The following is a 26,207-nucleotide window of genomic DNA, read 5'->3' as shown; positions in this document are numbered from 1 at the left end:
ACGTGGCATACTTTTCTTTTTCTAATTCTATTCACCTAGACTCAAAATCATGCGAATATCTTCTTCTGTAAGTTTGTTAGTTTGTTCTTCGTTGCCTTGGATAACTTTCTGGAACAGCTCGCGTTTTTCTTGCTGCAGCTGATTCATTCGTTCCTCAATCGTTCCTTCAGCGATCATGCGCCATACCTCGACGACCTTCTTCTGACCGATCCGGTGAGCACGTCCTGCCGCCTGCTCCTCGACTGCCGGATTCCACCATAGATCGTAGAGAATAACTGTATCCGCCCCAGTCAGGTTCAGACCGGTTCCTCCAGCTTTTAGCGAAATCAAGAAGACGTCTTTTTCTCCTGCATTGAAGGCATCCACCATTTTCAGGCGATCAGAAACTTTTGTGCTGCCTCGCAGGTAAAAGCTAGTAATTCCTTCCTCCGCAAACTCTTCTTCAATGATTGACAGCATGCTAGTAAATTGTGAGAACAATAAAACTCGTCGTCCATTTTCTTTCGCTGCTTGAATCAGATCTTTGACTTGATCCAGCTTACCAGATCCACCTTCATACCCTTCCATAAACAAACGTGGATCGTCACAGATCTGGCGCAAGCGAGTTAAACCAGCTAAGATACTTACACGCTGTTTGCGGAATGTCGCCGAATCCATTTGGTCGACCTCTTGCTTCATTCGTTTTAAATAAGCGAGATAGACCGTCTTCTGCTCTTCTGTCAAACTGCTCAAGACATTTGATTCGATCCGCTCAGGCAATTCCTGCAAGACAGTATCTTTATCTCGTCGCAGAACAAACGGTTGAATCATCTTAGCAATCTCGGGAACAGCCATTTGACGGAAACGTCCGATCGCTGGGAAGAAGCCTGGCATGACCGTTTGGAATAATGACCACAGCTCTTCCAGATTGTTCTCGATTGGTGTACCACTCAACGCGAAACGATGCGGTATCGATAAGTTTCGCAAAGCGCTGGAAGTTTTCGTCGAGGCATTTTTCACCATCTGCGCTTCATCAAGAATCATAAATTGATAGCCCATCTTTTCATGCAAATCAATATCCTGACGCAGACTTGCATAAGACGTGATAACAATCTCGTCAGCCTCTTCAAGCAGCTGCTCGCGTTCACTGCGATTGCCTGAAATGACTGATGAACTTAAACTTGGCGCAAATTTCTTGATTTCCGCCTGCCAGTTATAAACGAGACTTGCTGGCGTGACAATTACTACTTTGATTGGTTGTTGCGCTTTTTCAGCCAATAGGAAAGTAATTACTTGGATCGTTTTCCCCAGACCCATTTCATCGGCTAAAATTCCGCCAAAGCCATAATCGCTCAGCATTTTCAACCAGCGGAAACCAGACTCCTGATAAGGCCGCAACGTGGCATTAAGATTCTCTGGCAAAGCCACTTGATAATCTTCTGGATGAGTCAAATCCTGCACCATCGCGGTAAAGCTTTCACTGAACTGCGCCTGCGGATTATCCTTCAACCGCTGTTCTAGCATAATCCCTTGGCTCTTCGGCAAGCGGATTAGTCCATCCTTCGCACTAATTCTTTCCCGCAGCTGACCGATCATTTCACTGGTCTGCTGGAAGGCTTCTGAGTCAAAGGAGAGCACCTCGCCATTGTCCAACGTGTAAAAGCGATCCTTCCGCAACAAGCTGTTCAAGACCTGATCAATTTCATTATCATTGATTCCCGTCACATCAAACTTGATATCGAGCCATGATCCTTCCTGATCAACCTCAATCGTTGGTTGGAATTCTTCTCCGTCTAGGAAGAGCTGACGCAACTTCTTACCCATACGCACTTCTGCATATCGTCTAAACTCTTCCACTTCGACTTTAAAGAAGTAATAAAGATTGTCTTTAATTGGCAATTTCTTTTCAAAGCCCGTATCGATTTTTTGATAGCGATACGTAGCAAAGAGATCCAGGATTTGTTTTTCCTTTTTTCGATCTCTTAAAATCTCGACATTATTAGGCAGCTTGGGCTGATGCGCCTCATTGGTAGAGAAATAAGCGTTGCCATAATGAAACTCAGCTTCTGCCTTTACCATCCCTTTGATCTTTCGAAAGATGACGACCGCCCGCAACGGCTCCTCCTTCATGATCTCTGCCACATCATCGGTAACAATTACGCGCCCAATTTTTCGTAAATATGGAAAAACATCCGTGAATAATTGTGAAAGCTGCCGTTGCTCATAAGCGATAATTGGTTCCTTCAGCCGCTTCATTAACTGCTTCAGTGTAATATAAGTATCCTGCTGCTCGTGAGTCATCAAATAATAGGAATTTTCAACGAAGCCTAAGAAATAATTACTATAATAATTGGTAAAGCCATCCTCGATAGTTAGACCAAAGTCATTCTCTCCACGTTTTTCCAACGTGAATGAAAGTGGCAATTCTTGCCCTTCATGCACTTCAGAATAGGTTTTCTCACCTAGTTTGATACTTAAGTTTCCAGTCTTCTCCATCGCTTCCAATAGTTCTTGAATCCGATGAACCGGCAATAAAAGATAACGCTTGTCTAACTTGCCCTTGACTTGCAAGCCGGCTTTTCCTAATAGCTGATACGTTTCACTGACTCCAACTAAATCTTCGATCAGATCCCGACATTTTGGATCAAAGGCACCCGCCTCGATCTGGAATTTATACTGTTTATTGACAGTATAGGCTGAATCAGTCTGATACGCGTGTAAAAAGTCATACAGGTTCTTCACGATATAGCTGCGTTTATTCAAATGACTGCCGATACGGAGCGACACAGCCAATACATCCAATTCCGGGTGATAAGGATTCGTTGGAACGGCCTCCACCACAAATTCAACAAATAAGGACTGCAAGGGCTCTGCTTCTTTTTCCAATCTTGAAAAGCCTTGGTTCAACAAATCAGCAAAAGAAATGCTGCTCTCCATTTTTTTCGGCAAGACAGTCTCTGGCTTGATTACCCGTGAGAGACCCTTTTCACGCAAATATAATTCCACCGCTACTGTATGCTTGCAATAACCATGCTCTTCCCAATACGGGCAGGCACAAATATCATTTTCTTTTCCACTGCCATCTAAATCAACCAGATAAAGTTCACTGCCTAATACTTCACCATGCCAAACACGCCGAGCCGGATCTGCCTCAACGGATAAGACCCGTCCCTCTTTTAAATACGTTCTGCCGCGTTCGATCACTTTTTCTGGAATACTCCATCTCATTTACGTTTCACTCCATCCTTCTAGCTGGTAACGAATACTGCTGCGTCCCGTTCCGCTAGTTTCCACAATAATTTGTTGTGGGATACGTTCTTTCAATTCTCGTACGTGACTGATAATGCCGATCATCCGTCCCGCATTTTCAATGCCTTCCAAGGCTTCCATCGCCATCTCCAACGCCTCTTCGTCCAATGATCCAAAGCCTTCATCAATGAACAAGGCTTCGATCGCAACCCCGCCAGCCTGACTCTGGATCACTTCCGCAAGTCCCAAAGCCAATGATAACGCTGCGATAAAGCTTTCGCCGCCAGATAAGGTATGAGAGCTGCGCGTTGCTCCGGCATTGTCATCATAAACATTGATCTCAAGCCCAGTATTTCCTTTCGATCGACCGGTTTCCTGCTTCAACTCAAAACGATAGCGCCCCTTGGTTAGCTGATTCAGCTGCTGATTGGCACATTGCAGAACCTCGGCCAAATACCATTGCAGGACATACCGTTCTAAGCTGATTTTTTGCGGATTATCTCCGTTCATCGTTTGATAAAGCTGCATCATCTGGCTTAATTCGTCCAATTGCTCCTTGCTTTGTGCCTGTAAATCCTCAATCTTCTCAATCAAAGTTCGTTGTTGCTGCAGCTGACTTTCTTTGGCATAATGCTGCTGTTGGAATTGAGTAACTTCCGCTTCACAGGTTGTCACTAAGGTTTGCACCTCATCCAGCTCTGGTTCTTCTTGATCCTTGATTGTTTCTATTAACCGAGCATGGCGATCTTTTAGTAGTAAAAGCTGTTGATCGAAATCTGTAATCTCTTGTTCTAACCTTGACAGATCAACAGGCATTGCTGCTAATTGTTCAATCGCTAAATCTGCATCTACCAATTGCTGTTGCAGCGACGTTTGAAATTTTTCTAGGTTCTCCACCGTCTCTTGCTGTTGCTTAGCTAATAGCTTTTGATTTTCCTGCAGACGGATTCGCTGCTGCTCAAGTTCCTTCACTAAGACTTGGTGTGCTTGCAGGCGAGTGTGATACTCGTCTATCTTGCCCTGCATATCAGCAATATGTGCCTCCAATGTCGGCAACTGCCACTCTTTGGTTTGTTCCTCGATACTGGTCAATCTGCCCTCTAAGGTTTGCAATTCACCCTTCACAGCATTTAAGCTGGTCTCGCTCTCAAGTTTTTTAGCTTGAGCATTGCTAAGCTCTGCCTTCAGGTCAAGCAAGGTTTGTTTCGATTCGTTAATCTCAGCTAAACGTTCATCCGTTTCTTTTTGACGCTCCTTGAGAAATGCAGCAATCTCTATTAAATCAGCTTCAACTTCTAGCTGGTAATAGGCTTCAAAAGCGGACTGAAGAGAATTGATTTGCTCTTCTTGCGCCTTTTGTGCCGCCAACCGATCCTCTTGTAATTGATCAAAGGTTTTTATCGCAACCTCATACTGAGCCTCTGCCTGTTCCCGAATCAACTCTAACTGCTTAATGCGCGCTTCCTGAGTTTCTAGCGCCACCTGTAATTGTCCCAAATTATCGGTGGTCAACTCGGCGTGCTGGGCTGGATTCGGATGCTCCTTTGAACCGCAAACAGGACAAGGTTCTCCCGGAAGCAAATCCATACTTAAGCGGGCAATTTCCGCAGAAGCCCACTGACTTTTCAGCTTCTTATAATCCGCCACTTCACTCGTTAATTGATTGCTTGTACGACTGGCCTTTTCAACCAATTGAGCCAGCTTGATCTGCTGGTCCTCTTCTTCTTCCTGTTGATCGAAAATCTCTTTGGCTGATTGCTGTAAGTGAGTCACCGTCTGTTGAAACTGTAGTTCCTCATAGCGACGATCCTGCCACGTTTTTTCCGTATTTTGTTTGGCTTCCAGCAGTTTCATTTTTTCTTCGTGAGCCTTTATTTGTTGAATAATTTCTGATAATTGCTCCTGCTGTTTCGCCTGTTTATCTGTCAGTTCGGTTTTTTGTTTGATCAGCTGCTCTTTTTGCTTGACCAAAGGCAACAACGCATTCAGGCTTTGCAGCTGCTGCTCTTTTGTTTGCCACTCGGCACTCTGCTGCTCAAAATCAGTCGTTTGCTTTTCGCACTCACTATATTGCTGCTCAAGCTCAGCTGCACGCTGTTGATTCGTATTTGCTTCATGGCTATGCTGAACCTGCTGCTGTTCTAACTCTTGAATGCGATCATAGGTTGGACGTACTTTCTCGAGTTTTCTTCCACGTGTCAATTGCTGTTTCTTTTCTTCCTGCTCTGGCAGATGTACTTCGATTTCTTGAAGCTCGCGCCGAGTTTCTTGCTCCTGCTTGAAGCTTTCAGACAGCTCCTGTGCTCTTTGAAGCTGCTGTTGAAGGGCCTTTTGTTTAGCCTGTTTTTCTGCTAACTCCGTCTGACTTTTCAAAAGCTCTTGTTCTTCCAGTAGTAAATACTCGCGAGCAAGATTTAGCGACTCCTCATAAGTCACACCTTTTTCAGCAACGACTTGTTGAAATAATTGATCAATACGAGTAGTCATTTCACTGACTGATTTCTCCAGCTCACTCTTTTGAAGCTTCAAATTTTCTGTGAACTGGCGATAAAAGCTAGTGCCGAACAAACTCCGCAGAACTGTTTCCTTCTCAGTACTATTTGCATTGAGGAACGTTCGAAACTCTCCTTGGGGCAGCATCACGATTTGACGAAATTGATCCTTTTGCAGATTTAAAATCTGATAGATGACCTCGTTCACTGCATCCACCTTGGTATAGGCCTCAGCCTCTTTACCCTTATCATTAAAAATGCTCAATTGAACCTTTTGATTTTTGGTCGTCTCGCCTTTGCCGTTTTTCTTGGCTATGGTCTGCTTCGGCCAACGTTCAATGGAATATTTTCTTCCTTGATGCTCAAAAATAAATTGCACCCTAGTTTCTTCAGTTGGCTCCGCAAAGGAGGATCGAATTTCGTTTGACGACCGAACACCGCCCGATGCATCGCCATATAAAGCAAAGGTGATCGCGTCAAAAATTGTAGTCTTACCAGCACCGGTTTTTCCGCTGATCAAAAATAATGGCGCCTCCGTCATTTCATCAAAATCGACTTCTTCGTGAACAAACGGACCAAAGTTTTCCATAATGATTTTCTTTGGAAGCATTATTCCTCGCCTCCTTTTTTCAGGATCGTATGTAAGCCTTCTTCGATCCATTTTTTCTGTTTAGCTGTCAGTTCATTCTGGGAAACCTCTGTAAAGAAATCCTTTGTTAGATTAACTGGAGATTTCTCTTTAATATTTTCCTTTTTCAGTCGGTTCTCAACAGTTGTCTCAAAGCCATTCGCACGTTCTACCTGAATGATCCGAGGGTAGACCTGGCGCAGCTGGTTCATGAGATTCGGAATCACCGCTCGATCCTCTAATAGAATCGACAGATAGTCCTCCCGATTAATCGTGGTGTAAAAAGCTGGGTCTAATAATTCAGCAAAGCTGGCCTGCAGCTCTTGGATTTCATGAAGCGGTGTCAATGTCCGGAAGGAAAAATCCAAAGTATCTGTATCAACGATCCAAACACCTTTTGTTTGGTCCTTTTCCGACAATGAGTATTTCAAAGGCGAGCCGCTGTAGCGAGCATTCGCCATTTTTAGCGCGTCCTTCCCATGGAGATGGCCCAACGCGACGTAATCAAAGCATTCGAGTAAATTTCCATTGATTCCATCAAGTCCGCCAACTTCGATCTTCGTTTCAGAGTCCGTTTTGCTACTGCCGGCAACAAAAAAATGACTTACTAAAATGTGTTTTTTAGCCGGATCAAAGCTTTCCTGCATTTTTTCGATTACTTTCGGCATTGCCTGTTGAATCGTGCGAAGCTCTGAATCTTCAAAGTAGATGCGCGCATCCACCGGTTCAAAATAAGGCAATAGATAAAATTGGCTATTTCCCATTTCCACTGGAGTAAAAGCTTCTTCTAAGCGAGTATGCAAATGAAACTGTGCTTGGTTGAACCATGGTGTTCCCGTTGCTAAGCGAGTCGCACTATCATGATTGCCCGAAATCGCCAGTAACGGGAACTGCTGCGTTAAATTCCAATCAGCGATCGTTTGATTTAATAACCGAACACTCGCCTCAGAAGGAACCGAACGATCATATAAATCTCCCGCGATTACGATGGCCTCTACGGCCTCTTCTTTTGCGATTTTTAGTATTTGATCAAGAATATATGCTTGATCTGGCAACAAGTCATAGCCGTGCAGCTTTTTCCCGATATGCCAGTCAGCAGTATGTAAAACTTTCATTGATCCACCCTTTTCCTAATTAAGTCCTTCCCAAAAGTATAACACGATTCGCCATTTTTTTCCGCAAAGCAAGTGGATGTTACTACAGGAACGGTTTATTTCTCAACTTTTATAAAATAAAGAAAGATCCATGCGTTTTTTACAAAATTTGAAATCAAACCAACAAAAAAAGATCCCAAGCTCGAAAATTGAGCTTGGAACCTTACTTTGTCGATAATCTGTAACTACTCGGCGTTTTTTTCTTTGGCAACATATTTGAAATTCGGATCAATCTCCCGATCCAGCTGATCAAAGGCTCCTTGAACACGACGCTCAACCTCCGCTAATCCAGCTTTATCCATTTTTTTGATGTCAGAAAGATCAATCGGATCACCAAAACGAATAATGACTGGGGTCCGTTTAAACAGTTGAGAAAATTTGGTAGGGCCCTGATAAACAGAAGGGACGATCGGCTTTTTCGATAAACGAGAAATCAACGCCATTCCGCCTTTCAGCTCAGAAGAATGACGGGTTCCACTTGGAAACATGATCAAGCTCTTATCCGAGTCCTTCAGCATTTTGACTGGTCGCTTCACCACACTTGGTCCTGGTTTGTCGCGATCGACAGGAAAAGCATTTAAATGCACCAGAATGAAACGCAAAATCGGATTCTTGAACAGCTCGGCCTTTGCCAAAAAACTAAACTGTTTAGGCGATGCTCCCAGAGCCATATAAACAGGGTCCCACCAGGTTCGGTGCGGCGCCACAAGAATATAATTTCCCTCTGGTAATTTGTCTTGATTTTGGTAATGGGCATTGCCATTGACGACCGCCAAGATCGTTCGAGCAATGACGCGAATAAATTTAAAAAACATAGTTTCTTCCTTTCAGTTAACTAACTAAACGTAGTATAATACAACGGTATGATTTTTTTAAGGGGGCAAATGAAATTGTTAAGAAATGGCGAACGAATTGACCAGCTTTATGCTGAAGATATCCAAATCATTCAAAGCTCGGAAGTTTTCTCATTTTCCATCGATGCCGTTCTATTAGCGAACTTTGCTCGTGTGCCAAAACGCGGAAAAATCATTGATCTTTGTGCAGGAAATGGCGCGATTGGACTTTTTTTAAGTCGAAAAACCACTGCCCTGATTGACCAGATCGAGCTTCAACCTCGTCTTGCTGACATGGGCAAACGCAGTATTCTTTTAAATCAGCTAGAAAACCAAATGACGATGCACGAGCTGGACTTAAAAAAGACATTTGACGTTTTTAAAGCTGATTCTGCCGATTTAGTCGTCTGCAATCCGCCCTATTTCAAGGAATTGCCAACAAGTCAAAAAAATCCCAACCCGCATTTAGCGATTGCTCGTCATGAGATTCATGCGACTTTAGAGGATGTCGTCAGTGTCTCCGCAAAATTACTAAAAATGAACGGCCGCTTCGCAATGGTGCATCGACCGGATCGTTTTTTAGAAATCATGGACTGTCTTCGTTCACATCGGATTGCACCGAAGCGAATCCAATTCGTTTACCCAAAACCGGGAAAAGAAGCCAATACTTTACTAATCGAAGGAATCAAAGACGGCAAAAACGAAGGTCTGCGTTTTCTTCCACCATTATATACCTATGACCAAACGGGCAGCTACTCTGCCGACTTACAGGAGATGCTTTATGGCAACTGATCAATTTTTTTATGTGTTACTGTGCAATGACCAAAGTTTTTACGGCGGTTATACAACAGACCTGTCCCGACGCCTGTTAGAGCATAATACAGGGACTGGTGCAAAATATACCCATCCTCAAAGTCGCCGACCAGTCAAGATGATTCACGCCGAACGCTTTGAAACTCGTAGCGAGGCCACTAAAGCGGAATCAGCTTTTAAAAAATTGCCCCGCAGGCAAAAAGAAAAGTACTTGCGGGAGCATCAAGCAAAAAACGTTTTGTGAGTGACTCACAAAACGTTTTTTCTTTCTTAGGTTACTCGCCTTTTAATATTTCTTTTGCGATTAACTGGCAGTAATGGATTGATCCACCATCATTCGGGTGAACCTGGTCATCATAGAACCAATCCTGATGATCCTTACTGAAATTGTACCAGTCAATCAAGTGAACATTCTTGTAATCCTTGGCTGCGGCCTCTAGATTTGCATTCACATCATTCTGCCAACGGCGAGTCGGCACATGAGTATTGATGATAAAGACTTGATGCTTGTCTCCTAGAACATTCATGATTTGAGCAAAGTCATCGAGATTGAAAGGGCCATTTGTTCCTAAACTCAAGAGGATCGTATCATTTAGCTCGCCCTTATCCTTCAAGGCTTTCAACAGTGGCGGACTATCCTTCAATTGCCGTCCGACTTCACCATCAACGACCATTTTAGGAAATATCTCTGTCAGTCCTTTGGAACCTGCTAATAAAACAGAATCTCCAAAAGCCGTCACCTTCAAATTCTTCGCCTTCGTTATCTCACGATTACTTAGACCATATTTATCCGCTAAACTGGTTGGTGCTTCAGAACTATCTGTAGATTCTGCAGCTCCATTAGAATCGCTTGCAGCCGTCTGCCCGTCTGTTTTCTTGGAAGCCTGCTTGTTTTGTTCGATTTGCTTCTGTAACGCCTGTTGATTGGCATCGACTTTATTGGTTGGCGCGATAATCACACCCACCACCGCGATTACAGTGATTAAGCTAGAAAAAATAAATCCGATTTTCCTGCGACTTTTGATTGGTGCCCAAAAAGATTGTTTTAGTGAGGCAAACGTCTTACGGTAATTAAACCGGCGCAGCGGATTTTCGATATATCGATAAGAAAGTTCAGTGACAAAAAGAATTAAAATGACTTCCATAATCGTATGAAGAAAGGTATGATTCGCTACATTAACCTTTGCTTCATAGAAAATCATTACTGGATATTGATACAAATAGATTCCATAACTCCGTTTACCGATCCAGTCAAAGACCGGATTCGTCAACCAACGGTTCCAGCTAGCACCTGGATGGGCCGTAATAGCAACTAATATGACGCTCACAAAACTCACCAAGAACATGCCGCCATAATAGATAAAGGATAAATCATCCCGCATGAATAAGAAGGCCAGAACAAGGAGCAACAACGAGCCTAACCCAATTCCATTCAGTATTCGCTTAGCCTGAGATGGAATCTGCGGCTTCAATCGTGTACTTGGCCAAATAAAAGCCAACGCGCCTCCTAGTAAGATAGAGAACAAGCGCGTGTCCGTTCCATAATATACCCGCGTAGGATCTTGTCCCGGAACGTACAGCACAGCCATTAAAATAGCGGAAACTAATGCGGCCGCGACTATTCCAAGAAAAACTTTTCCCTTATTCTTCACCAGCTTCATCAATAAAACAAAAATGATAGGCCAAAAAATATAATTCTGTGTTTCCACTGCCAGCGACCAAATATGCGTAAATGGCGATTCACCAGAAAATCGATCAAAATAGGACATCCCATGATTGATCTGCCACCAGTTGTTCACGTAGAACAAGCTGCTGATGACGTTGCCTCGCAAATTATTCAAAAGATTTCGCTGAAACAATGTTATGTACGCCGAAGCTCCCACAAGCATCGTGACTAGCGCCGGATATAGACGCTTCATCCGTCGATAATAAAACTGCTTGATATCGATACGACCGGTTTGCTTCCATTCCTGCAGCAGTAGATCCGTGATCAAATAACCTGAGACCACAAAAAAAACAGGAACCCCTAAGTACCCACCTCGCATTTGCGTAGGCATCAAATGATATAAAATTACGCCGATTACCGCTAACGAGCGAATCCCGTCAAACCCGGTAATATAGCGACTATGCTTTAGTCTTTTTCCCATAAGTTTACTTTCCAACTTTACTTTAAAATATCAGAATATCAAATTAACTATACGTATAATTTCCGTAAACTGCAACAATTTCTCAATAAAAAAAGTATTTCCTAAATATTTGAGTTTTTTCCTTGAAATAATTGGCTTAAAATGCCTTGAATCAACCTGCTTAGTCAAATTCATTTCCCTCACAAACTCAGCAAATTGCAAAACAGAATAAAAAAAAGCTGGGTTTTGTCCCAGCTTAATCCATTGATTCTTCGTAAAAGCGCCCCATAATCCGTACGTTTTCCGAGATACTAACGAACGCATCGGGATCATTTTCCCGCATGATTGATTCTAGTAATGGCAACTCAAAGCGGGTAACTACGGTAAACAGAACGGTTTGCTTATCATGCTTATACGCACCTTCTGCTTCATTAATGATGGTGATTCCGCGACGCATCTGGTCCTGAATGGCATTAATCACGCGTTCTGGACATTTGGTAACGATCATCACCTGCATCTTCCGCTGCTTCGTGTAGAGTGCATCGGTCAACTTACCACTCATAAAAATAGCTAAAGCGGAATAAAACATGTATTGCCAACTAAATAAAATCCCCGCCATCAGCATGATCATCACATTGAAAATGATCGAGATTGATCCAACCGAAGACCCTGTGCGCTTGCGAATCACGATACTCAAAATATCCAAACCGCCAGATGACAAGCCATTTTTTAAGGCAAAGCCGATCCCAACACCCATGATAGCCCCGCCAAAAATCGCGCAAATGATGGGGTCCTTCGTCAATGTCGTCTGGGGTATGATATGAATGAAGAACGATGTTAAAAAAACAGTGATGAAGGTAAAAATCGTAAACTTATGACCAATCTTGAACCATGCCAAGAAAAATAACGGTACATTGATCAAAAATAAGGTGATCGATACGGGAACGGTAAAACCGACAACCCGATCCGACAACGTCGTTAAAATCTGGGCAAAGCCGGTGGCTCCGCTGGAATAAATATGTCCTGGCTGGTAAAAAAAGTTTACGGCAATCGCCGCCAAAAATGCATAAACAACTGCGACAGATAATCGGGTGGCATAATCGTGATGGGGCCACTCCTCTATCTTCTTTTTCATCATGTTCTGTCCGCCTCATTTCAAAATTTCAATCACATTATACGTATTTTCATGAAAAAAAGAAAGCACCTACCACAGAGGTAGGCGCTTCTCTTAGTATATTCTTAGAGTTCAGGTAAAAACTTTAGAAAAGCAGCAAATTAATGCCGGCTACTTTACTCTTCAATTTTCGTGACATCGATGCTTAGTTCGTAAAGCTGCAATGGTGACACTGTGCTTGGTGCATCAGACATTGGCTCTGCTGCTTTCCCATTCTTAGGAAAGGCAATGACTTCACGAATGTTGTCTTCGTTAGCTAACAACATCGCGAAACGATCCAAGCCAAGCGCGATCCCGCCGATTGGAGGGAAGCCATAATCTAACGCTTCTAATAGGAAACCGAATTGTTCATTGGCACTTTCACGGGTGAAGCCTAATGTTTCAAAGACTTGCTCTTGCAGTTCACGGGTATTAATACGTAGTGAGCCACCGCCCAATTCATAGCCGTTTAAGACGATATCATAGGCTTGTGCATAGACCTTCTCTGGATGATCCTTCAAGTTTGGAATATCCTTTTCCATCGGCATGGTGAATGGATGGTGAGCAGAAACGTAGCGACCTAATTCTTGATCAAACTCAAATTGTGGCCAATCAACTACCCATAGATAATCGAAACGGTCTTCATCGATCAAGCCTAATTCTTTCCCAACTTTTGAACGAACAGCACCTAAAGCTGTTACGGCTGTTAAGAATTGATCTGCCGCAAACATCAAGACATCGCCTGCTTCGGCATTTGTTGCTTTCTTCAACTCATCACTGACACCGCCCATGAATTTCGCGATCGGCCCAGTTAATTCGCCGTTCTCATCTACCTTGATCCAAGCCAAGCCTTTAGCGCCGAATTGACCAACGAATTGACCTAAGCGATCCAATTCTTTACGAGAGTATTTATCCGCTGCTCCTTTAGCATTTAACGCTTTAACGACACCACCGTTATCTGAAGCCATACGGAAGACTTTAAAATCTGTAGCAGACGCGATGTCGGTCACATCGATCAATTCCATATCAAAACGGGTATCTGGCTTGTCAGAACCATAACGTTCCATCGCTTCATCCCAAGTGATTCGTGGGAATGGCAAGGTTACTTCGACACCACGAACATCTTTCATGACTTGCGCGATCATCGCTTCTGTATATTCTTGAATTTCTTCTGCTGATAAGAAGCTTGTTTCAATATCGACCTGAGTAAATTCTGGTTGACGATCCCCACGTAAATCTTCATCACGGAAGCAACGAACGATTTGATAATAGCGATCAAAGCCAGCAGTCATCAATAATTGCTTCAAAATTTGTGGTGATTGTGGCAACGCATAAAAATGCCCTGGATGAACACGTGAAGGAACCAAATAGTCCCGAGCGCCTTCTGGTGTAGATTTAGCCAAATATGGTGTTTCGATATCCAAGAAATCATTGTTATCCAAGAAACGACGAACGGATTGCGTCAAACGATGGCGCATCATCAAGTTTTGTGTCATCTTCGGACGACGTAAATCCATATAACGATATTTCAAACGCACTTCATCACTAATATTTTGATCATCTTCAATTGAAAATGGTGGTGTTTTCGCACTATTTAAAATGGTGATTTCTTCACCCTTAACTTCAAAGTCACCGGTTGACATTTTTTTGTTCACCGCACCAGCATCCCGACGAATGACTGTACCAGTGATTTCAACCACATATTCACTACGGCATTGATCCGCAATTTCCCAAGCAGTTTTCGATTCTTCTGGGTTGAAGACCACTTGTACAACACCTTCGCGGTCACGTAGATCAATAAAGATCAAGCCGCCTAAATCACGACGTTTTTGTACCCATCCTTTTAACGTTACCTTTTGATCCAAATACTCCTCGGACACTCGTCCACAATAGACTGTACGTCTAGCCATTTTTTCATTCCTCCATTTATTTAAGTAATCTTCCTTTTGATAGGTAAGATTTATTTCGATTAATCAAGCTTCGGCATGGTCATTTCATCATAGATCGCCGCAAAATCTTCATAGATATCCGTTAAAGGAAACGCCTTTTCTTCCCGGGTTGCAGAATCCTTCACGTTGATTACACCATTGGATAATTCATCTTCACCTAAAGTCAGGACAAGCTTCGCCCCTTCTTTATCGGCCGTTTTGAATTGAGCTTTTGCTTTACGTCCCATAAAGTCACGATCAGCAGAAAAACCAAATCCGCGAATCGCTTGAACAACCTTCAAGCTTTCCATATTGGTTGCTTCACCAAGACCGACCACATACGCGTCCAGACTTGCTGCACTCGGAATCATTACGTCTTCTTGTTCCAACGTTAATAGAATTCGTTCAATCCCCATGGCAAAGCCGATCCCTGGAGTCTCCGGTCCGCCAAGTTCTTCCACCAAACCATCATAACGTCCGCCGCCGCAAATAGTTGTTTGTGCACCCATTCCAGGAGCATCGCTCATGATTTCAAAGATCGTATGATTGTAATAATCCAATCCTCGAACCATTCGGTGATCGATTTCGTAGGAAATATTCAAGTACTCTAAGGTTTTTGTAACCCCTTCGAAGTATTCCTTCGCGTAATCACTCAAATAATCCAAAATACTTGGTGCATCGGCCACGATTGGCTGATCCTTGCGGTCTTTACTATCCAACACGCGCAGTGGATTCTCATGCAGACGCCGGCGTGAATCATCGCTCAGCTCTTCCTCATGCGCTTCAAGATAGGTGATCAGAGCTTGCCGATAATTTGTCCGTGTTTCCTTGTCCCCTAAAGTATTGATCACAAGACGTAATTGATTGATTCCTAGTTGCTTGAAGAAATCCATCGCCATCGCCATTACTTCTACATCCAAGCTTGGGTTTTCACTGCCAAAGGCTTCTACGCCGATCTGGTGAAATTGACGCAAACGACCTTTTTGCGGACGTTCATAACGGAACATCGGTCCAGTGTAATAAACCTTGTAAGGCTTCTTGAATTCTGGTCCATACAATTTATTTTCGACATATGCACGCACGATCGGTGCCGTTCCTTCTGGTCGAAGCGTCACATGACGCTCCCCTTTGTCATAGAAATCATACATTTCCTTAGACACGATATCGGTCGTATCACCAACACTACGAGCGATTACTTCATAGTGTTCAAAAATAGGGGTGCGGATTTCTTGATATTGGTAGTCATTAAATACTAATCGGGCTGTTTCTTCGACAAATTGCCATTTTTCACTTTCTCCCGGTAAAATATCATTAGTCCCTTTTGGTCGTTGATAACTCATGGTATATCTCCTTTTTCATATTAATGTATTTATTTTTCTTACCAGAAAAACAAGTTCGATTTTCAAGCCGTATGGCATTCCTCTATACTTCTCCAACTTATTTTTTGTTAGATCTTTACTCTCTTCCCTAACTATAATTACTGGGAAAAGAGGAACTGAAATCCTTTTTCGTATTAATGTATTTAATTAGTTAATAAGACTGTTCTACTAATTATTCTCCATTTGATATTAAGCATGTGATCGGCAGCTAGCTCAACATCGTGGAAATCATTTTTCCAAAAAGCGGAAAAATGAACCTATCTTCGTACGCATATCATTCCGCTAAACAACACGATCAATCATTCCATTTAAAATAGTGAACGTATATCGATCTTTTACACTGCGAAAAGCAGAACTGACAACTGACAAAAAAACCCCTGTTCAACTGAACAAGGGCGAAAATATCGCGGTACCACCTATTTTTAAAAAGAGCTTTACTCTTTTTCTCTAGCAATTAACGCTTGCGTAACGGAGCGGCTTTGCACGCGCTCATCTCCAGACTGTCCTTCAATTACTTTTCACGAAATTGCTTTCAGCCAAGGCAATTTTTTCTGTACGTTTTTTTGTAATTTACTGGTTCCTTCATAGATGTTTCATTGATGTTTTTATCTCTTCTTAAGCTACTAAAAAAAAACTTGAAAGTCAAGTGATTTCCAGTGATAAAAAAGAAGTTCCCGCTTTTCCCAGGATAGTTATTAGACTGAAAAATATACACTGCTTCCCAGCTTAGTAGGAGATAAAATAGATTAGTCGCTTTTTTTAAAACTTTATCTTAAACTTGAAGAAGAAAAGCCATTGGAATTCTCCAGTGGTAAGTAAAAGGAGCGAATGCGATATGTCAGATGTACGAATCGGAAAATCACGCGTTTACGCAAGTGATCTAGGTCTAGGTCTAGGAACAAATGCTGTCGGCGGACACAATATTCATCCAAACTTAAACGACGAAACTGGAAAAGACGTACTCCGTACAGCCATCAATAATGGGATTACTGTCTTAGATACGGCTTTTGCTTATGGCTTTGGTCGTTCAGAAGAATTGATTGGTGAAGTCTTACAGGAGCCGGAATTTGACCGCTCACGCATTATTATTGCTACAAAGGCCGCACATGACCCAGAGAATAATTATCAATTCAACAACTCACCAGAATTTCTGCGAAAATCTGTAGAAGAAGCTCTCCAAAGACTTCAAACAACTTATATCGATATTTTTTACATTCATTTTCCAGATGAAGCAACACCAAAAAATGAAGCTGTAGCAGCGCTGCATCAGCTGAAAGAAGAAGGAAAAATCCGTGCGATTGGTGTTTCAAACTTCTCATTAGAACAATTAAAAGAAGCCAACCAAGACGGTTATGTCGATATTGTTGAGGAACGCTATAGCTTGATTCATCGTGAACTTGAGGAAGAGCTTTTCCCTTATCTAAAAGAAAAGAGAATCAGCTTTGTTCCATACTTCCCTCTAGCTTCCGGTCTTTTGACTGGAAAATATCAAAAAGAAGATCGTTTTGAGGAATCCGACCCAAGAAGCAAACGACCTGACTTCAACGGCGAACGCTTCACTGAAGTCATCGAAAAAGTAGATCAATTAAAACCAATCGCTAAAGCCTACGATGCGACTGTGGCACAATTGGTTCTTGCTTGGTATATGAAGCACCCACAAATCGATGTCGTCATCCCTGGCGCAAAACGTCCAGAACAAGTAGAGGCAAATGCCAAAGCGGTCGATATGCGATTATCCACGGAAGACTACGACAAAATAGATCAACTATTTAAATAGAAGAAACAGAGCATGACATTATCCGTCATGCTCTGTTATTTACCACATTTTTCTCTTTCCCAGCTAGAAAAGTAGCGAAATTATCCACCGCAATAGCCATCAGTCGTTCCCGCGTTTCTAGTGGCCGCCACGCAATATGCGAAGTGATGAAACAGTTCTTAGCGGTCAGTAATGGGTTGTCCTTCTTCATCGGCTCGCTTGAGACCACATCGACACCTGCCGCAAATATTTTTCCTTCATTTAAAGCCTCAGCAACCGCTGCTTCGTCTAGTAGTCCGCCGCGTGCTGTGTTCAACAAAATAACGCCATCCTTCATCTTCGCGATACTTTCTTGGTTAATCATTTCCTGAGTCTCTGCCGTTTGCGGTACATGCAGACTGATGATGTCTGACTGCTGATACAGTTCCTCCATAGAAACCTGCTGCGCCCATTCAGCTTGCGCCTCTTTTGGACGGTGATTCCAATAAATTACCTTCATATTAAATGCATGGGCAATTACCGCTGTCGCCTGCGCAATTTCCCCATAACCTACTAGTCCCATTGTCTTGCCTTGAAGCTCCATCAAAGGCGTTTTCTGATACGTGAAGTCGACACTCTGCTGCCATTCTCCCTGATGCACAGATGCATTATGGACACCTACTTGGTTGGCAATCTCTAATAAAAGGGCAAAAGTAAATTGCGCCACCGCATCCGTTCCATATGCCGGAATATTCGTTACAGGAATATTCCGCTTTTCAGCTGCTTCAATATCCACCACATTGTAACCAGTCGCGACTACTCCGATGTATTTCAATTGAGGAACAGCTGCCAAAATCTCCTCATCGATCGGTGTTTTATTTGTCAGTATCACTTCCGCATCACCGATTCGCTCAATAATTTCACGTTTATCCGTAAAAGAAGTACGCTCATAAACAGTCACTTCACCGAATTCTTCAAAATCTTGCCAGCTTAAATCGCCAGGATTCAACGCATAGCCATCTAGTACAACAATTTTCATAATTGGCCTCCTCTGTCTATTATTTCATTCAACAATAGCATTGATTCTAACTAGCTGCAAACAGGTTTCGGACACATTGATACTCTCCCACAAAAAAAGACTTTATCTTCGTACGCATACGATTCTGCTAAACCTTTCTATTTAACTATTCCCCAAAACCTTTATATAGTTTTCTCTTTAAAAACACTGCGAAAAGCAGAACTCGCAAAAACAAGCCTGAGTCGATCAAATGTCTTTGATCGCCTCAGGCTCTAAGAATATAACCGCACAGATCAACCTTTTTGGGAAACCAAATTCCCGACCGTCCTGCTTACTGGTGGCTGATTGATTTAACAGTAATTGCAAAAACTCATTTTATATAAAAAGTGATTCTGTTGCGGACTTCCTCAAATTAGTATGCGCGAGCGATCCAAACGGTATGCTTCGCAGGTTTTCCACTAACGATATCGACTGTTTTTTCAACAGGCGGGTTAAATGGAATGTTTCGTGTCGTGAAGCCAGTTTCTTCTTTGATCTTGGCTTCTGTTTCTTCGGTACCATCCCATCCGATCAAGACAAAGCCTGGGATTTCGCCGGCTTCTTTTGATTTTTCGATATGGGCTTTTAACTCATCAAGAGTATCAATATCCGTGTGTTCGTTTGTTTCGTAGCGTTTCTTCGCACTTTCGAATAAACGTTTTTGCATCACATCTAGTTGTTCTACAATATAATCTTCAATGCCGTCTAATGATACAGATTCTTTATCATCTAGATCACGCATTTTGATAACAGCTTGGTTGTTTTCTAAGTCACGAGGTCCGAACTCAACGCGTAAAGGTGCACCCTTCAATTCCCATTCGTTGAACTTATAACCTGGTGTATTATCAGTCGTATCAATCCGCACACGCAGTCCTTTTTCCGCTAATGACGCCTTTAATTCTTTTAGACGGTCTAAGATTTCAGGGTTCTTTTGCCAAGGACCAACTGGAATCAAGATAACTTGGGTTGGTGCAACTTTTGGCGGTAATACCAATCCTTTTTCATCCCCGTGAACCATGATCAATGAACCGATCAGACGTGTGGATGATCCCCAAGAAGTGGTGTACACATGTTCATGTTCGTTATTGCGATTCAAGAATTTGATATCGAAGGCTTTTGCGAAATTCTGACCAAGATAATGAGACGTTCCTGCTTGGACGGCTTTTCCGTCACGCATCATTGCCTCGATCGAATACGTATCTACAGCTCCTGCAAAACGTTCAGATGGTGTCTTTTGTCCTTGATAAACTGGGATCGCTAATGTATCTTCGACCATTCGAGTATAGGCTTCTAAAGCACTCATTGTACGTTCACGTGCATCTTCTTCAGATTCATGCGCCGTATGTCCTTCTTGCCACAAGAATTCAGATGTCCGTAAGAACGGCATGGTCTTTTTCTCCCAGCGGAAAACGTTCGCCCATTGGTTGATTTCATAAGGTAAATCACGATAAGAGTTGATCCAATTTGCAAATGCATCACCGATCAATGTTTCTGAAGTCGGACGTAATGCATAAGGTTCCTCTAAATCTTCATCGCCAACTCTAGTTAACCATGGCAATTCTGGCGCAAACCCTTCAACGTGTTCTTCTTCTTTTTCTAAGAAATGTTTAGGGATCAGCATTGGGAAGTAGACATTACGAATATCTTGTGTTCTCAACCATTTGTTAAAGTCTTCTTGAATATGTTCCCAAAGTTCATATCCATCGGCTTTAAAAACGATACATCCACGAACTGGTGAATAATCCATCAAATCCGCTTTTTGAATTGTTTGTAAATACCATTTTGAAAAATCTTCTTTTTGTAAGTTAGTCATCCATGCTTCCTCCTAAAATATAAATAAAAAAACCGTTCCATCCCTACATAATTGTAAGGACGAAACGGATAATTTCGCGGTACCACCTTGCTTGGCCAAACTTTGTTGACCCAACTTTCAGCTCCAATAACGCTAGAGTCGCGTGCTGCTTTCACAGCAATCAACTTTGGTAGGTTCATAAATTCCAGAGGACGTGTTGATCTTTCAGACGGTGAATCAACTCTCTGCTGCCGATAAAATTTATTACTATTCCAAATGCTTAACACCATATTAAAGACTTCTCATCAAAATTGCAAGCCCTAATTTCAAATTTTTTTCTAATCTTCTGGAACGTAGCGTTCTTCCAGACGGCTCATCCACCAGCCTAGAGCGGCACCTAAAATACATAAAACCGCGCAGCCAAGGAATCCAAGGATGCCGATTCCACTATAATCTGTCGGTACAATCATAACGGTCGAAGCAAAAACAATTCCTAAAATAAAATGATACATCGGTGCATAAAAACGACTAAACACCCAATCCATCACTTTTGATAAACTCAAAACTGTGATCAAACCGCCAATTCCGATCGGGATGATTACACCCATATCCACCGTCTTGAAGCCATCGGCCATCGCTTTATACATCCCCATATAAACTAAGAAGTTTGACGGGCTCAATCCAGGAACAATCAGACCTAATCCAATCAATGCACCCGCAATCATCCAGGTAAAGAAGTTTTGATCAACGGTTCCAAACAAGCTTGAGCCTTTCCACAAGAATAAGAAGCCAACCACAAAACTGATAGCGATAATAATGTAATCCTTAGTGTCTCGACCCTTTTTTCCAGCTTCTTTCCATAACGCTGGAACTGTTCCAATAATACAGCCAACGAAGAACCATAGCATGATCGTCTCAAATTCACCAAGTAAGAAGCTGACGGCAAAGGATAACACGAAGACCCCAGCTAATCCGCCCAATCCTACGGGAATAAAGAACAAGACGTTTTCTTTAAAGTTCTTAGTAATGTGGGCTAAAAATGAAATAATTCGTTCATAAATACCAAATACTGCTGCCAACGCCCCGCCGCTGACACCCGGTAAAATAAATCCAGAGCCGATGAACATCCCTTTGATGAAGCGTAAAAACCAGTCGCTTTTATTCGGCTGCGTAACTTTTTCGTTTTCCATAAAAAATAATCCTCATCTTTCTTTTATATCTTAGCCAGTGTAACGATAAAAAGAAACTGACGCAAGACCAACTCAGGGAGTTCGAGGGAAAACTTAAAGAAACTTTTGAGAATTTGATGAAATTCTTATAATTGGCTAATAAATCATAAAAAGACCATCACTTTTAAAAAAATGTTTTTTCTGTTTCACTTATATTCAGCCCTCTCCCTTTACAATCGTTGAAAAAAGCGGATAATCAAAAGTAAGCGTTTTAAAACGTGCAAATCAGTTTCTTAGGAGGATATCTATGTATTTAGCAAATGAACAACGCTATGAGAAAATGGATTATCGACGTTTAGGAAAATCCGGTTTGAAACTTCCCGCGATTTCTTTAGGCTTGTGGCATAATTTTGGCGATGTTGACACTTTGGACAATCAGCGGGCCATTGTTCGAGCCGCCTTCGATCATGGAATTACTCACTTCGACTTAGCAAATAATTATGGGCCACCTGCTGGTTCAGCTGAAATCAATTTTGGACGAATTTTGAAAGAAGACCTATTGCCGTATCGTGATGAACTGGTCATCTCTTCAAAGGCCGGTTATTATATGTGGCCGGGACCTTATGGCGAATGGGGCTCTCGAAAATCCATCATCGCCAGCTGCGAGCAGAGCTTGAAGCGCATGGGGCTTGATTATGTCGACATTTTCTATTCTCACCGACCAGATCCTGACACGCCTTTAGAAGAAACCGCGCTGGCATTAGATCAGCTAGTCCGTCAGGGAAAAACCTTGTATGTCGGTGTTTCAAATTATTCCGCGGAACAAACAGCTGAAATCAGCAAGATTTTCCGGGAACTAAGAACACCGTTTATCATTCATCAACCACGCTACAACATGTTTGATCGTTGGATCGAAGATGGATTGACCGATGTTTTAGCAGAGGAAGGCATAGGTGCAATCACCTTCAGTCCCTTGGCGCAAGGCCTGTTGACAAATCGCTATTTACACGGTATTCCCGAAGATTCTCGCGCGCATCGTTCAGATAGTCCTTTCTTAACAGAAGACAACGTTCAATCTACCATAGCGGTGGTTAAACAACTAAATGACATTGCTGAAAAACGTGGGCAGACATTGGCAGAAATGGCCTTGGCCTGGAACTTGCGTCAACCGACCGTTACGAGTGTCTTGATTGGTGCGTCACGCGTCAGTCAATTAGAAGACAATCTGAAAGCCCTGGATCATTTAGACTTTAGTAAAGAAGAACTAACTCAAATTGACGCTATATTAGCCAAACTAACTAAAAAATAGAAAAAACTTCGAGGCTTTTCTGACATAGAGAGAGCCTCGAAGTTTCTTTATAATTTCTCGTAAACCGAATCTAAATATTCGATTCGTTCTTCCTCGGTGGTATTCTTCACAGACCCTAGATGGTGCCAAGAAATATTGCGCATGCCGATATCTTCTAGCGTCGTCGTCAGCTGATGCTTATAACTGCGCGTACACCGTTGCTCCAAGCTGACGGTTGGTTGATCAGAGGTGGTAAAAACAACCACCGAATCAATCGACAAAAGCGGCTGAATCCCATTCCCACCATCAAAAAAAGCGAATTCATTTAGCAGCACCTTATCAAGAAAGCCCTTTAAACTTGCAGGTGAGCTATACCACCAAATCGGAAAGATCAAAACCAGCTGAGTGGTCTCCTTCAGTAGGTTCATATAATGCAAGACCAATGGATCTAAAACCGAACCGCTTTGATAAACTGCCAACTCTTCTTCCTTCATGACTGGATCAAAGCCGTCCTTATTTAAATCGATCACCTGATAGATTTTCTGATCTTGCTCCAACCCAGCGATCAGCTTATTCAAGACAGCATGATTAAAGCTTTCCTTCCAGGGATGATCAATAATCAATGTTGTTGTCATTTCGCACTCCTCTTTACCCTTTTTATCAAAAATAGCACAAAATCATTGCATTCTGATTTCAGTTTGATTTCAAACTAGCTAAGATCATGATAAAGTTAAGTTATATTTCTGAAAAGATCCTAATTTATTTGTTCAGCGACTAATTTTAGCAGGATTAGTAAAAACGAAATAATAGAAACTATTTTTTTATGCTTGTAATTAAGAAGGAGACCTATATGAAATTCATTCCAAATATTATTACCTGTTTTCGGATCATCGCCTCCCTGCTGATTCTCTTTGTACCAAATAACTGGTTCTTTCCACTTTATTTTTTTACTGGACTAACGGACATGCTTGACGGTTGGTTGGCTCGCAAAATGAACTGGACAAGCCCCTTTGGCACCTTTTTAGATAGTCTGGCCGATCTGCTTTTTTTTCTCGTCGTCATCGCAAAGGTTGTACTGACAATCACGCTTCCCGCTTTTCTTCTTTGGGGCGCGTTAACAATAGCACTCATTCGTTGCATTTCCTACCTGATCGGCTATTTTCGTTTTCATCAGTTCACAAGTCTGCATACTTACTTAAATAAGTTGATCGGTCTATTGCTCTTTTTATCACCGATTGTATTATTATTCGTTGCAATCAAGCCCTTTGGTGTCATTCTTTTGACCTGCGCCCTTTTATCATCAGTCGAAGAATTGATCATCGTCTCAACTACTCAAATATTAGATAAAAACGTCACAACTTTTTTTCAAAAAAAATAAACTGTCTCATTGCAGGGTCATCTTAAACTCGGTACACTAGAGGTAGGAATTGCGCGCGTAATGATTACCTTATTTACGAAGAAGTTAGGAGGCGAATCTCATGGCAAATGAGGATCAAAAGGATTTTAATGCCATGCTAAACGAAGATAAAGGAATGCCGAAAATGCAGATCGTAACCGATGAAGCCACGATTAAACGCTACGGTGGAACGAAGATGTACTTTGCCCCGCCATTGGATTACGATGCGATCATGAAACAAATTCCTTTTGGCAAAATTATCACAACAAGTGCCATCAGAGAGCATCTGGCAAAAGAAAATGACGGTGACTTTACCGAACCCATCACAGCCGGTGCCTTCATCTCTATCGCAGCTTGGGCTAGCGAGCAGCGCGACACGAATCCCACACCTTACTGGCGAACACTGAAGGCCAAAGGAGAAATCAACCCGAAATTTCCTGGCGGCGTGGAGGCCCAGATCGAAAAACTTGAAGCTGAAGGGCACAAAATCGTTTGCCGCGGAAGGAAAAATTTCCGTTATTACGTGGAGGATTTTGAAGAATCTATGTATGTACTCTAACCGTTTTCCTTGCGAGAACGGTTTTTTTTATTGCATTTTTTTGCTCACTTTTTTCAACGATTTCCTCTGATCCAAGCGCTCAAGGGCTTTTCGGGGAAAGCCTTTAGTGTGCATATTTTTATTATATATTTTCACTGTAAGATTCGATAGAATTATTGATAGGATAGGATTTCTGCGAACACCACTGACATGTTGGCAACGCATGAAATTCCGAGATTAATGATTGCTCGAACAGGAGGAAAACGATGGAGATTAGTGAGCACACTCTTGCCAATTATTTGCTTCAGCGAACCAAACTTTTTAATCAAACTAGTCCCCTCATCGTGTCCGTTCTTTCCAACGAAAAAGACAAATACGTTGATGGCTATTTAAATTATCTCTATGTTCTAAAACAGGGAAATAAAAAATACATTGCCAAACATTCGAAAAAGACGATTTCCAGCGGCATCTCCCTTGCTCCAATTGACCCTAAGCGGAATTATTTGGAATATATGACCTATCAATTGCGGGCAGGTTTGGCTCCCCAGATGGTTCCAGAAACCTACTATGCGGACCCATCGGCACATTTATTTATTATGGAGGATCTTTCTTACCTGACCGTTCTGCGTTTTGCCCTTTGTCGAGGTGAACAGCTGCCGCGGTTAGGAAAACAAGTCGGAGAATACCTTGCTCGAACGCATGTAGCAACCTCTAAGCTGCGGTTGTCTGACGAGTACTGGCAAGCCTTAGCATGCTATTTTAAAAATGCTGACATGCGAAAGATCATTACCGATTTTATTTTGAAGCCGCCGGTTAGAACGAATCAAGCGTTGACTTCCCATCAAGAAGGACTATTAGACATCTTGGACACTATTTTGCAGGATGCCACAGTTAAGCGGGATTGGGAAGAATTGATTGAACGCGTGTCTAGTAAAGATGAATGCTTGATCCACGGTGATTTTCATTCTTCTAATATTTTTGTTTCACAAACATCCTTTAAGGTGATTGATATGGAATACACCATGACGGGCCCCTTCTCATATGACATTGGGTACTTCTTGGCAAATATCCTGTCACAATATGCAGTATTTACTATTAGGGGTAACGAATCTATGTGTTCGAATCTGCTGCGGGTAATCGAGGATACGTACCAAACATACTTTACTTATTTTTCTGATCATATCAAAGGTGATCAACAGGAACGGTTTTTAGAAATTCTTCAAGACTCGCTTGGTTATCTGGCGATGGCTAACATCAATCGAATCGCAAATTTAGGAGAATTCCCTGATTTTGACAGTTTAATCAATCCACAAGAAAGCTTTTTAGCCAAGGGACTCTCTATGATGCTGGCACAGAAACTGTTGAAAAACAGACAGCTGCTAACCACACCTGAAGAAGCTTGCCAGCTGATCCGTACCACCCGAAACAATTTTTTAACGCAATTACTCGCAATAAATGAAAACGCTCTTATTTTAGTCTAAAGAAATGAGGAACGAAA

The 26,207-nt window shown here is 42.2% G+C and carries 19 protein-coding genes and 1 other annotated feature; of the genes, 7 read left to right on the top strand and 12 right to left on the bottom strand.

The features are described from left to right. Window positions 1-27: 27 nt before the first annotated feature. The 4 genes from KQI58_RS01435 to KQI58_RS01420 all read right to left on the bottom strand — a co-directional run bounded on the left by KQI58_RS01435 (window position 28) and on the right by KQI58_RS01420 (window position 8,317). Window positions 28-3,207 carry a DEAD/DEAH box helicase gene (locus tag KQI58_RS01435; RefSeq protein WP_216405829.1) on the bottom strand — a complete coding sequence of 1,060 codons (3,180 nt, stop codon included), beginning with the start codon at window positions 3,205-3,207 and terminating at the stop codon, window positions 28-30. Further along, a complete protein-coding gene (locus tag KQI58_RS01430; RefSeq protein ID WP_216405827.1) occupies window positions 3,208-6,330 on the bottom strand; it encodes an SbcC/MukB-like Walker B domain-containing protein in 3,123 nt (1,040 codons plus the stop codon). Next, window positions 6,330-7,463: an exonuclease SbcCD subunit D gene (locus KQI58_RS01425; RefSeq protein WP_216405825.1), complete on the bottom strand. Its 1,134-nt coding sequence runs from the start codon at window positions 7,461-7,463 to the stop codon at window positions 6,330-6,332. Before KQI58_RS01425 ends, KQI58_RS01430 begins: the two co-directional genes overlap by 1 nt. Window positions 7,464-7,687: 224 nt before the next feature. Then, window positions 7,688-8,317 carry a lysophospholipid acyltransferase family protein gene (locus KQI58_RS01420; protein ID WP_016181492.1) on the bottom strand — a complete coding sequence of 210 codons (630 nt, stop codon included), beginning with the start codon at window positions 8,315-8,317 and terminating at the stop codon, window positions 7,688-7,690. A 75-nt stretch (window positions 8,318-8,392) separates the two neighbouring features. Between KQI58_RS01420 and KQI58_RS01415 the strand changes: the two genes are divergently transcribed. Both KQI58_RS01415 and KQI58_RS01410 read left to right on the top strand, forming a co-directional pair. Beyond that, complete coding sequence (locus KQI58_RS01415) at window positions 8,393-9,127, top strand: tRNA1(Val) (adenine(37)-N6)-methyltransferase (RefSeq protein ID WP_216405937.1); 735 nt, start codon at window positions 8,393-8,395, stop codon at window positions 9,125-9,127. After that, entirely contained in the window at window positions 9,117-9,392 is a 276-nt protein-coding gene (locus KQI58_RS01410) for a GIY-YIG nuclease family protein (protein ID WP_016181490.1), read from the top strand. Before KQI58_RS01415 ends, KQI58_RS01410 begins: the two co-directional genes overlap by 11 nt. A gap of 31 nt (window positions 9,393-9,423) precedes the next feature. Here KQI58_RS01410 and KQI58_RS01405 read toward each other — a convergent pair whose 3' ends face one another. From KQI58_RS01405 to hisS, 4 genes are all read right to left on the bottom strand, one after another. Continuing rightward, a complete protein-coding gene (locus KQI58_RS01405) occupies window positions 9,424-11,295 on the bottom strand; it encodes an acyltransferase family protein (protein WP_216405823.1) in 1,872 nt (623 codons plus the stop codon). 235 nt (window positions 11,296-11,530) lie between these two features. Next, window positions 11,531-12,409, bottom strand: coding sequence for a YitT family protein (locus KQI58_RS01400; RefSeq protein ID WP_216405935.1), 879 nt, complete (start codon window positions 12,407-12,409; stop codon window positions 11,531-11,533). 155 nt (window positions 12,410-12,564) lie between these two features. Beyond that, window positions 12,565-14,337, bottom strand: a complete 1,773-nt coding sequence (gene aspS / locus KQI58_RS01395; protein WP_216405822.1) for an aspartate--tRNA ligase — start codon at window positions 14,335-14,337, stop codon at window positions 12,565-12,567. Between the two features lie 59 nt (window positions 14,338-14,396). After that, on the bottom strand, window positions 14,397-15,695 hold the full coding sequence (gene hisS, locus KQI58_RS01390; protein WP_216405820.1) for a histidine--tRNA ligase: 1,299 nt from the start codon (window positions 15,693-15,695) through the stop codon (window positions 14,397-14,399). 427 nt (window positions 15,696-16,122) lie between these two features. Further along, window positions 16,123-16,329: a binding site (T-box leader), on the bottom strand. 240 nt (window positions 16,330-16,569) lie between these two features. Between hisS and KQI58_RS01385 the strand changes: the two genes are divergently transcribed. After that, window positions 16,570-17,511 carry an aldo/keto reductase gene (locus tag KQI58_RS01385; protein ID WP_216405818.1) on the top strand — a complete coding sequence of 314 codons (942 nt, stop codon included), beginning with the start codon at window positions 16,570-16,572 and terminating at the stop codon, window positions 17,509-17,511. A 25-nt stretch (window positions 17,512-17,536) separates the two neighbouring features. On the opposite strand, the gene KQI58_RS01380 is transcribed toward KQI58_RS01385, so the two are convergent. From KQI58_RS01380 to KQI58_RS01370, 3 genes are all read right to left on the bottom strand, one after another. Further along, window positions 17,537-18,508 (bottom strand): D-2-hydroxyacid dehydrogenase, encoded by a 972-nt coding sequence (locus KQI58_RS01380; RefSeq protein WP_216405816.1) that lies wholly within the window; start codon window positions 18,506-18,508, stop codon window positions 17,537-17,539. A gap of 391 nt (window positions 18,509-18,899) precedes the next feature. Beyond that, window positions 18,900-20,339, bottom strand: coding sequence for a proline--tRNA ligase (gene proS / locus KQI58_RS01375; protein WP_216405814.1), 1,440 nt, complete (start codon window positions 20,337-20,339; stop codon window positions 18,900-18,902). 317 nt (window positions 20,340-20,656) lie between these two features. Next, window positions 20,657-21,508 (bottom strand): DUF368 domain-containing protein, encoded by an 852-nt coding sequence (locus KQI58_RS01370; RefSeq protein ID WP_216405812.1) that lies wholly within the window; start codon window positions 21,506-21,508, stop codon window positions 20,657-20,659. Window positions 21,509-21,794: 286 nt separating this feature from the next. Between KQI58_RS01370 and mgrA the strand changes: the two genes are divergently transcribed. Next, window positions 21,795-22,796 carry an L-glyceraldehyde 3-phosphate reductase gene (mgrA, locus tag KQI58_RS01365; protein ID WP_216405810.1) on the top strand — a complete coding sequence of 334 codons (1,002 nt, stop codon included), beginning with the start codon at window positions 21,795-21,797 and terminating at the stop codon, window positions 22,794-22,796. 47 nt (window positions 22,797-22,843) lie between these two features. Here the strand turns inward: mgrA and KQI58_RS01360 are convergent, their stop codons facing one another. Continuing rightward, entirely contained in the window at window positions 22,844-23,410 is a 567-nt protein-coding gene (locus KQI58_RS01360) for an NAD(P)H-dependent oxidoreductase (RefSeq protein WP_216405808.1), read from the bottom strand. 215 nt (window positions 23,411-23,625) lie between these two features. On the opposite strand from KQI58_RS01360, the gene KQI58_RS01355 reads away from it, so the two are divergent. From KQI58_RS01355 to KQI58_RS01345, 3 genes are all read left to right on the top strand, one after another. Next, window positions 23,626-24,153, top strand: a complete 528-nt coding sequence (locus KQI58_RS01355) for a CDP-alcohol phosphatidyltransferase family protein (RefSeq protein ID WP_216405806.1) — start codon at window positions 23,626-23,628, stop codon at window positions 24,151-24,153. Window positions 24,154-24,253: 100 nt separating this feature from the next. Continuing rightward, on the top strand, window positions 24,254-24,730 hold the full coding sequence (locus tag KQI58_RS01350; protein ID WP_216405805.1) for an MGMT family protein: 477 nt from the start codon (window positions 24,254-24,256) through the stop codon (window positions 24,728-24,730). A 245-nt stretch (window positions 24,731-24,975) separates the two neighbouring features. Further along, window positions 24,976-26,190 carry a phosphotransferase gene (locus KQI58_RS01345; protein WP_216405804.1) on the top strand — a complete coding sequence of 405 codons (1,215 nt, stop codon included), beginning with the start codon at window positions 24,976-24,978 and terminating at the stop codon, window positions 26,188-26,190. Window positions 26,191-26,207: the final 17 nt, after the last annotated feature.

This window comes from Enterococcus raffinosus (genome assembly GCF_018917525.1).
In the GTDB taxonomy this organism is placed as follows: Bacteria; Bacillota; Bacilli; order Lactobacillales; family Enterococcaceae; genus Enterococcus_A; species Enterococcus_A raffinosus_A.
This window is presented reverse-complemented; position numbering and strand designations above follow the sequence as displayed.

Excerpts from the sequence above, each read along its gene's own strand:
- KQI58_RS01405 (WP_216405823.1), bottom strand. The coding sequence starts at position 11,295 with ATGGGAAAAAGACTAAAGCATAGTCGCTATATTACCGGGTTTGACGGG.
- KQI58_RS01360 (WP_216405808.1), bottom strand. The coding sequence starts at position 23,410 with ATGACAACAACATTGATTATTGATCATCCCTGGAAGGAAAGCTTTAAT.
- KQI58_RS01370 (WP_216405812.1), bottom strand. The coding sequence starts at position 21,508 with ATGGAAAACGAAAAAGTTACGCAGCCGAATAAAAGCGACTGGTTTTTA.
- aspS (WP_216405822.1), bottom strand. The coding sequence starts at position 14,337 with ATGGCTAGACGTACAGTCTATTGTGGACGAGTGTCCGAGGAGTATTTG.
- KQI58_RS01410 (WP_016181490.1), top strand. The coding sequence starts at position 9,117 with ATGGCAACTGATCAATTTTTTTATGTGTTACTGTGCAATGACCAAAGT.
- KQI58_RS01350 (WP_216405805.1), top strand. The coding sequence starts at position 24,254 with ATGGCAAATGAGGATCAAAAGGATTTTAATGCCATGCTAAACGAAGAT.
- KQI58_RS01355 (WP_216405806.1), top strand. The coding sequence starts at position 23,626 with ATGAAATTCATTCCAAATATTATTACCTGTTTTCGGATCATCGCCTCC.
- KQI58_RS01425 (WP_216405825.1), bottom strand. The coding sequence starts at position 7,463 with ATGAAAGTTTTACATACTGCTGACTGGCATATCGGGAAAAAGCTGCAC.
- hisS (WP_216405820.1), bottom strand. The coding sequence starts at position 15,695 with ATGAGTTATCAACGACCAAAAGGGACTAATGATATTTTACCGGGAGAA.
- KQI58_RS01380 (WP_216405816.1), bottom strand. The coding sequence starts at position 18,508 with ATGAAAATTGTTGTACTAGATGGCTATGCGTTGAATCCTGGCGATTTA.
- KQI58_RS01435 (WP_216405829.1), bottom strand. The coding sequence starts at position 3,207 with ATGAGATGGAGTATTCCAGAAAAAGTGATCGAACGCGGCAGAACGTAT.
- KQI58_RS01385 (WP_216405818.1), top strand. The coding sequence starts at position 16,570 with ATGTCAGATGTACGAATCGGAAAATCACGCGTTTACGCAAGTGATCTA.
- mgrA (WP_216405810.1), top strand. The coding sequence starts at position 21,795 with ATGTATTTAGCAAATGAACAACGCTATGAGAAAATGGATTATCGACGT.
- KQI58_RS01400 (WP_216405935.1), bottom strand. The coding sequence starts at position 12,409 with ATGAAAAAGAAGATAGAGGAGTGGCCCCATCACGATTATGCCACCCGA.
- KQI58_RS01430 (WP_216405827.1), bottom strand. The coding sequence starts at position 6,330 with ATGCTTCCAAAGAAAATCATTATGGAAAACTTTGGTCCGTTTGTTCAC.
- KQI58_RS01420 (WP_016181492.1), bottom strand. The coding sequence starts at position 8,317 with ATGTTTTTTAAATTTATTCGCGTCATTGCTCGAACGATCTTGGCGGTC.
- KQI58_RS01345 (WP_216405804.1), top strand. The coding sequence starts at position 24,976 with ATGGAGATTAGTGAGCACACTCTTGCCAATTATTTGCTTCAGCGAACC.
- proS (WP_216405814.1), bottom strand. The coding sequence starts at position 20,339 with ATGACTAACTTACAAAAAGAAGATTTTTCAAAATGGTATTTACAAACA.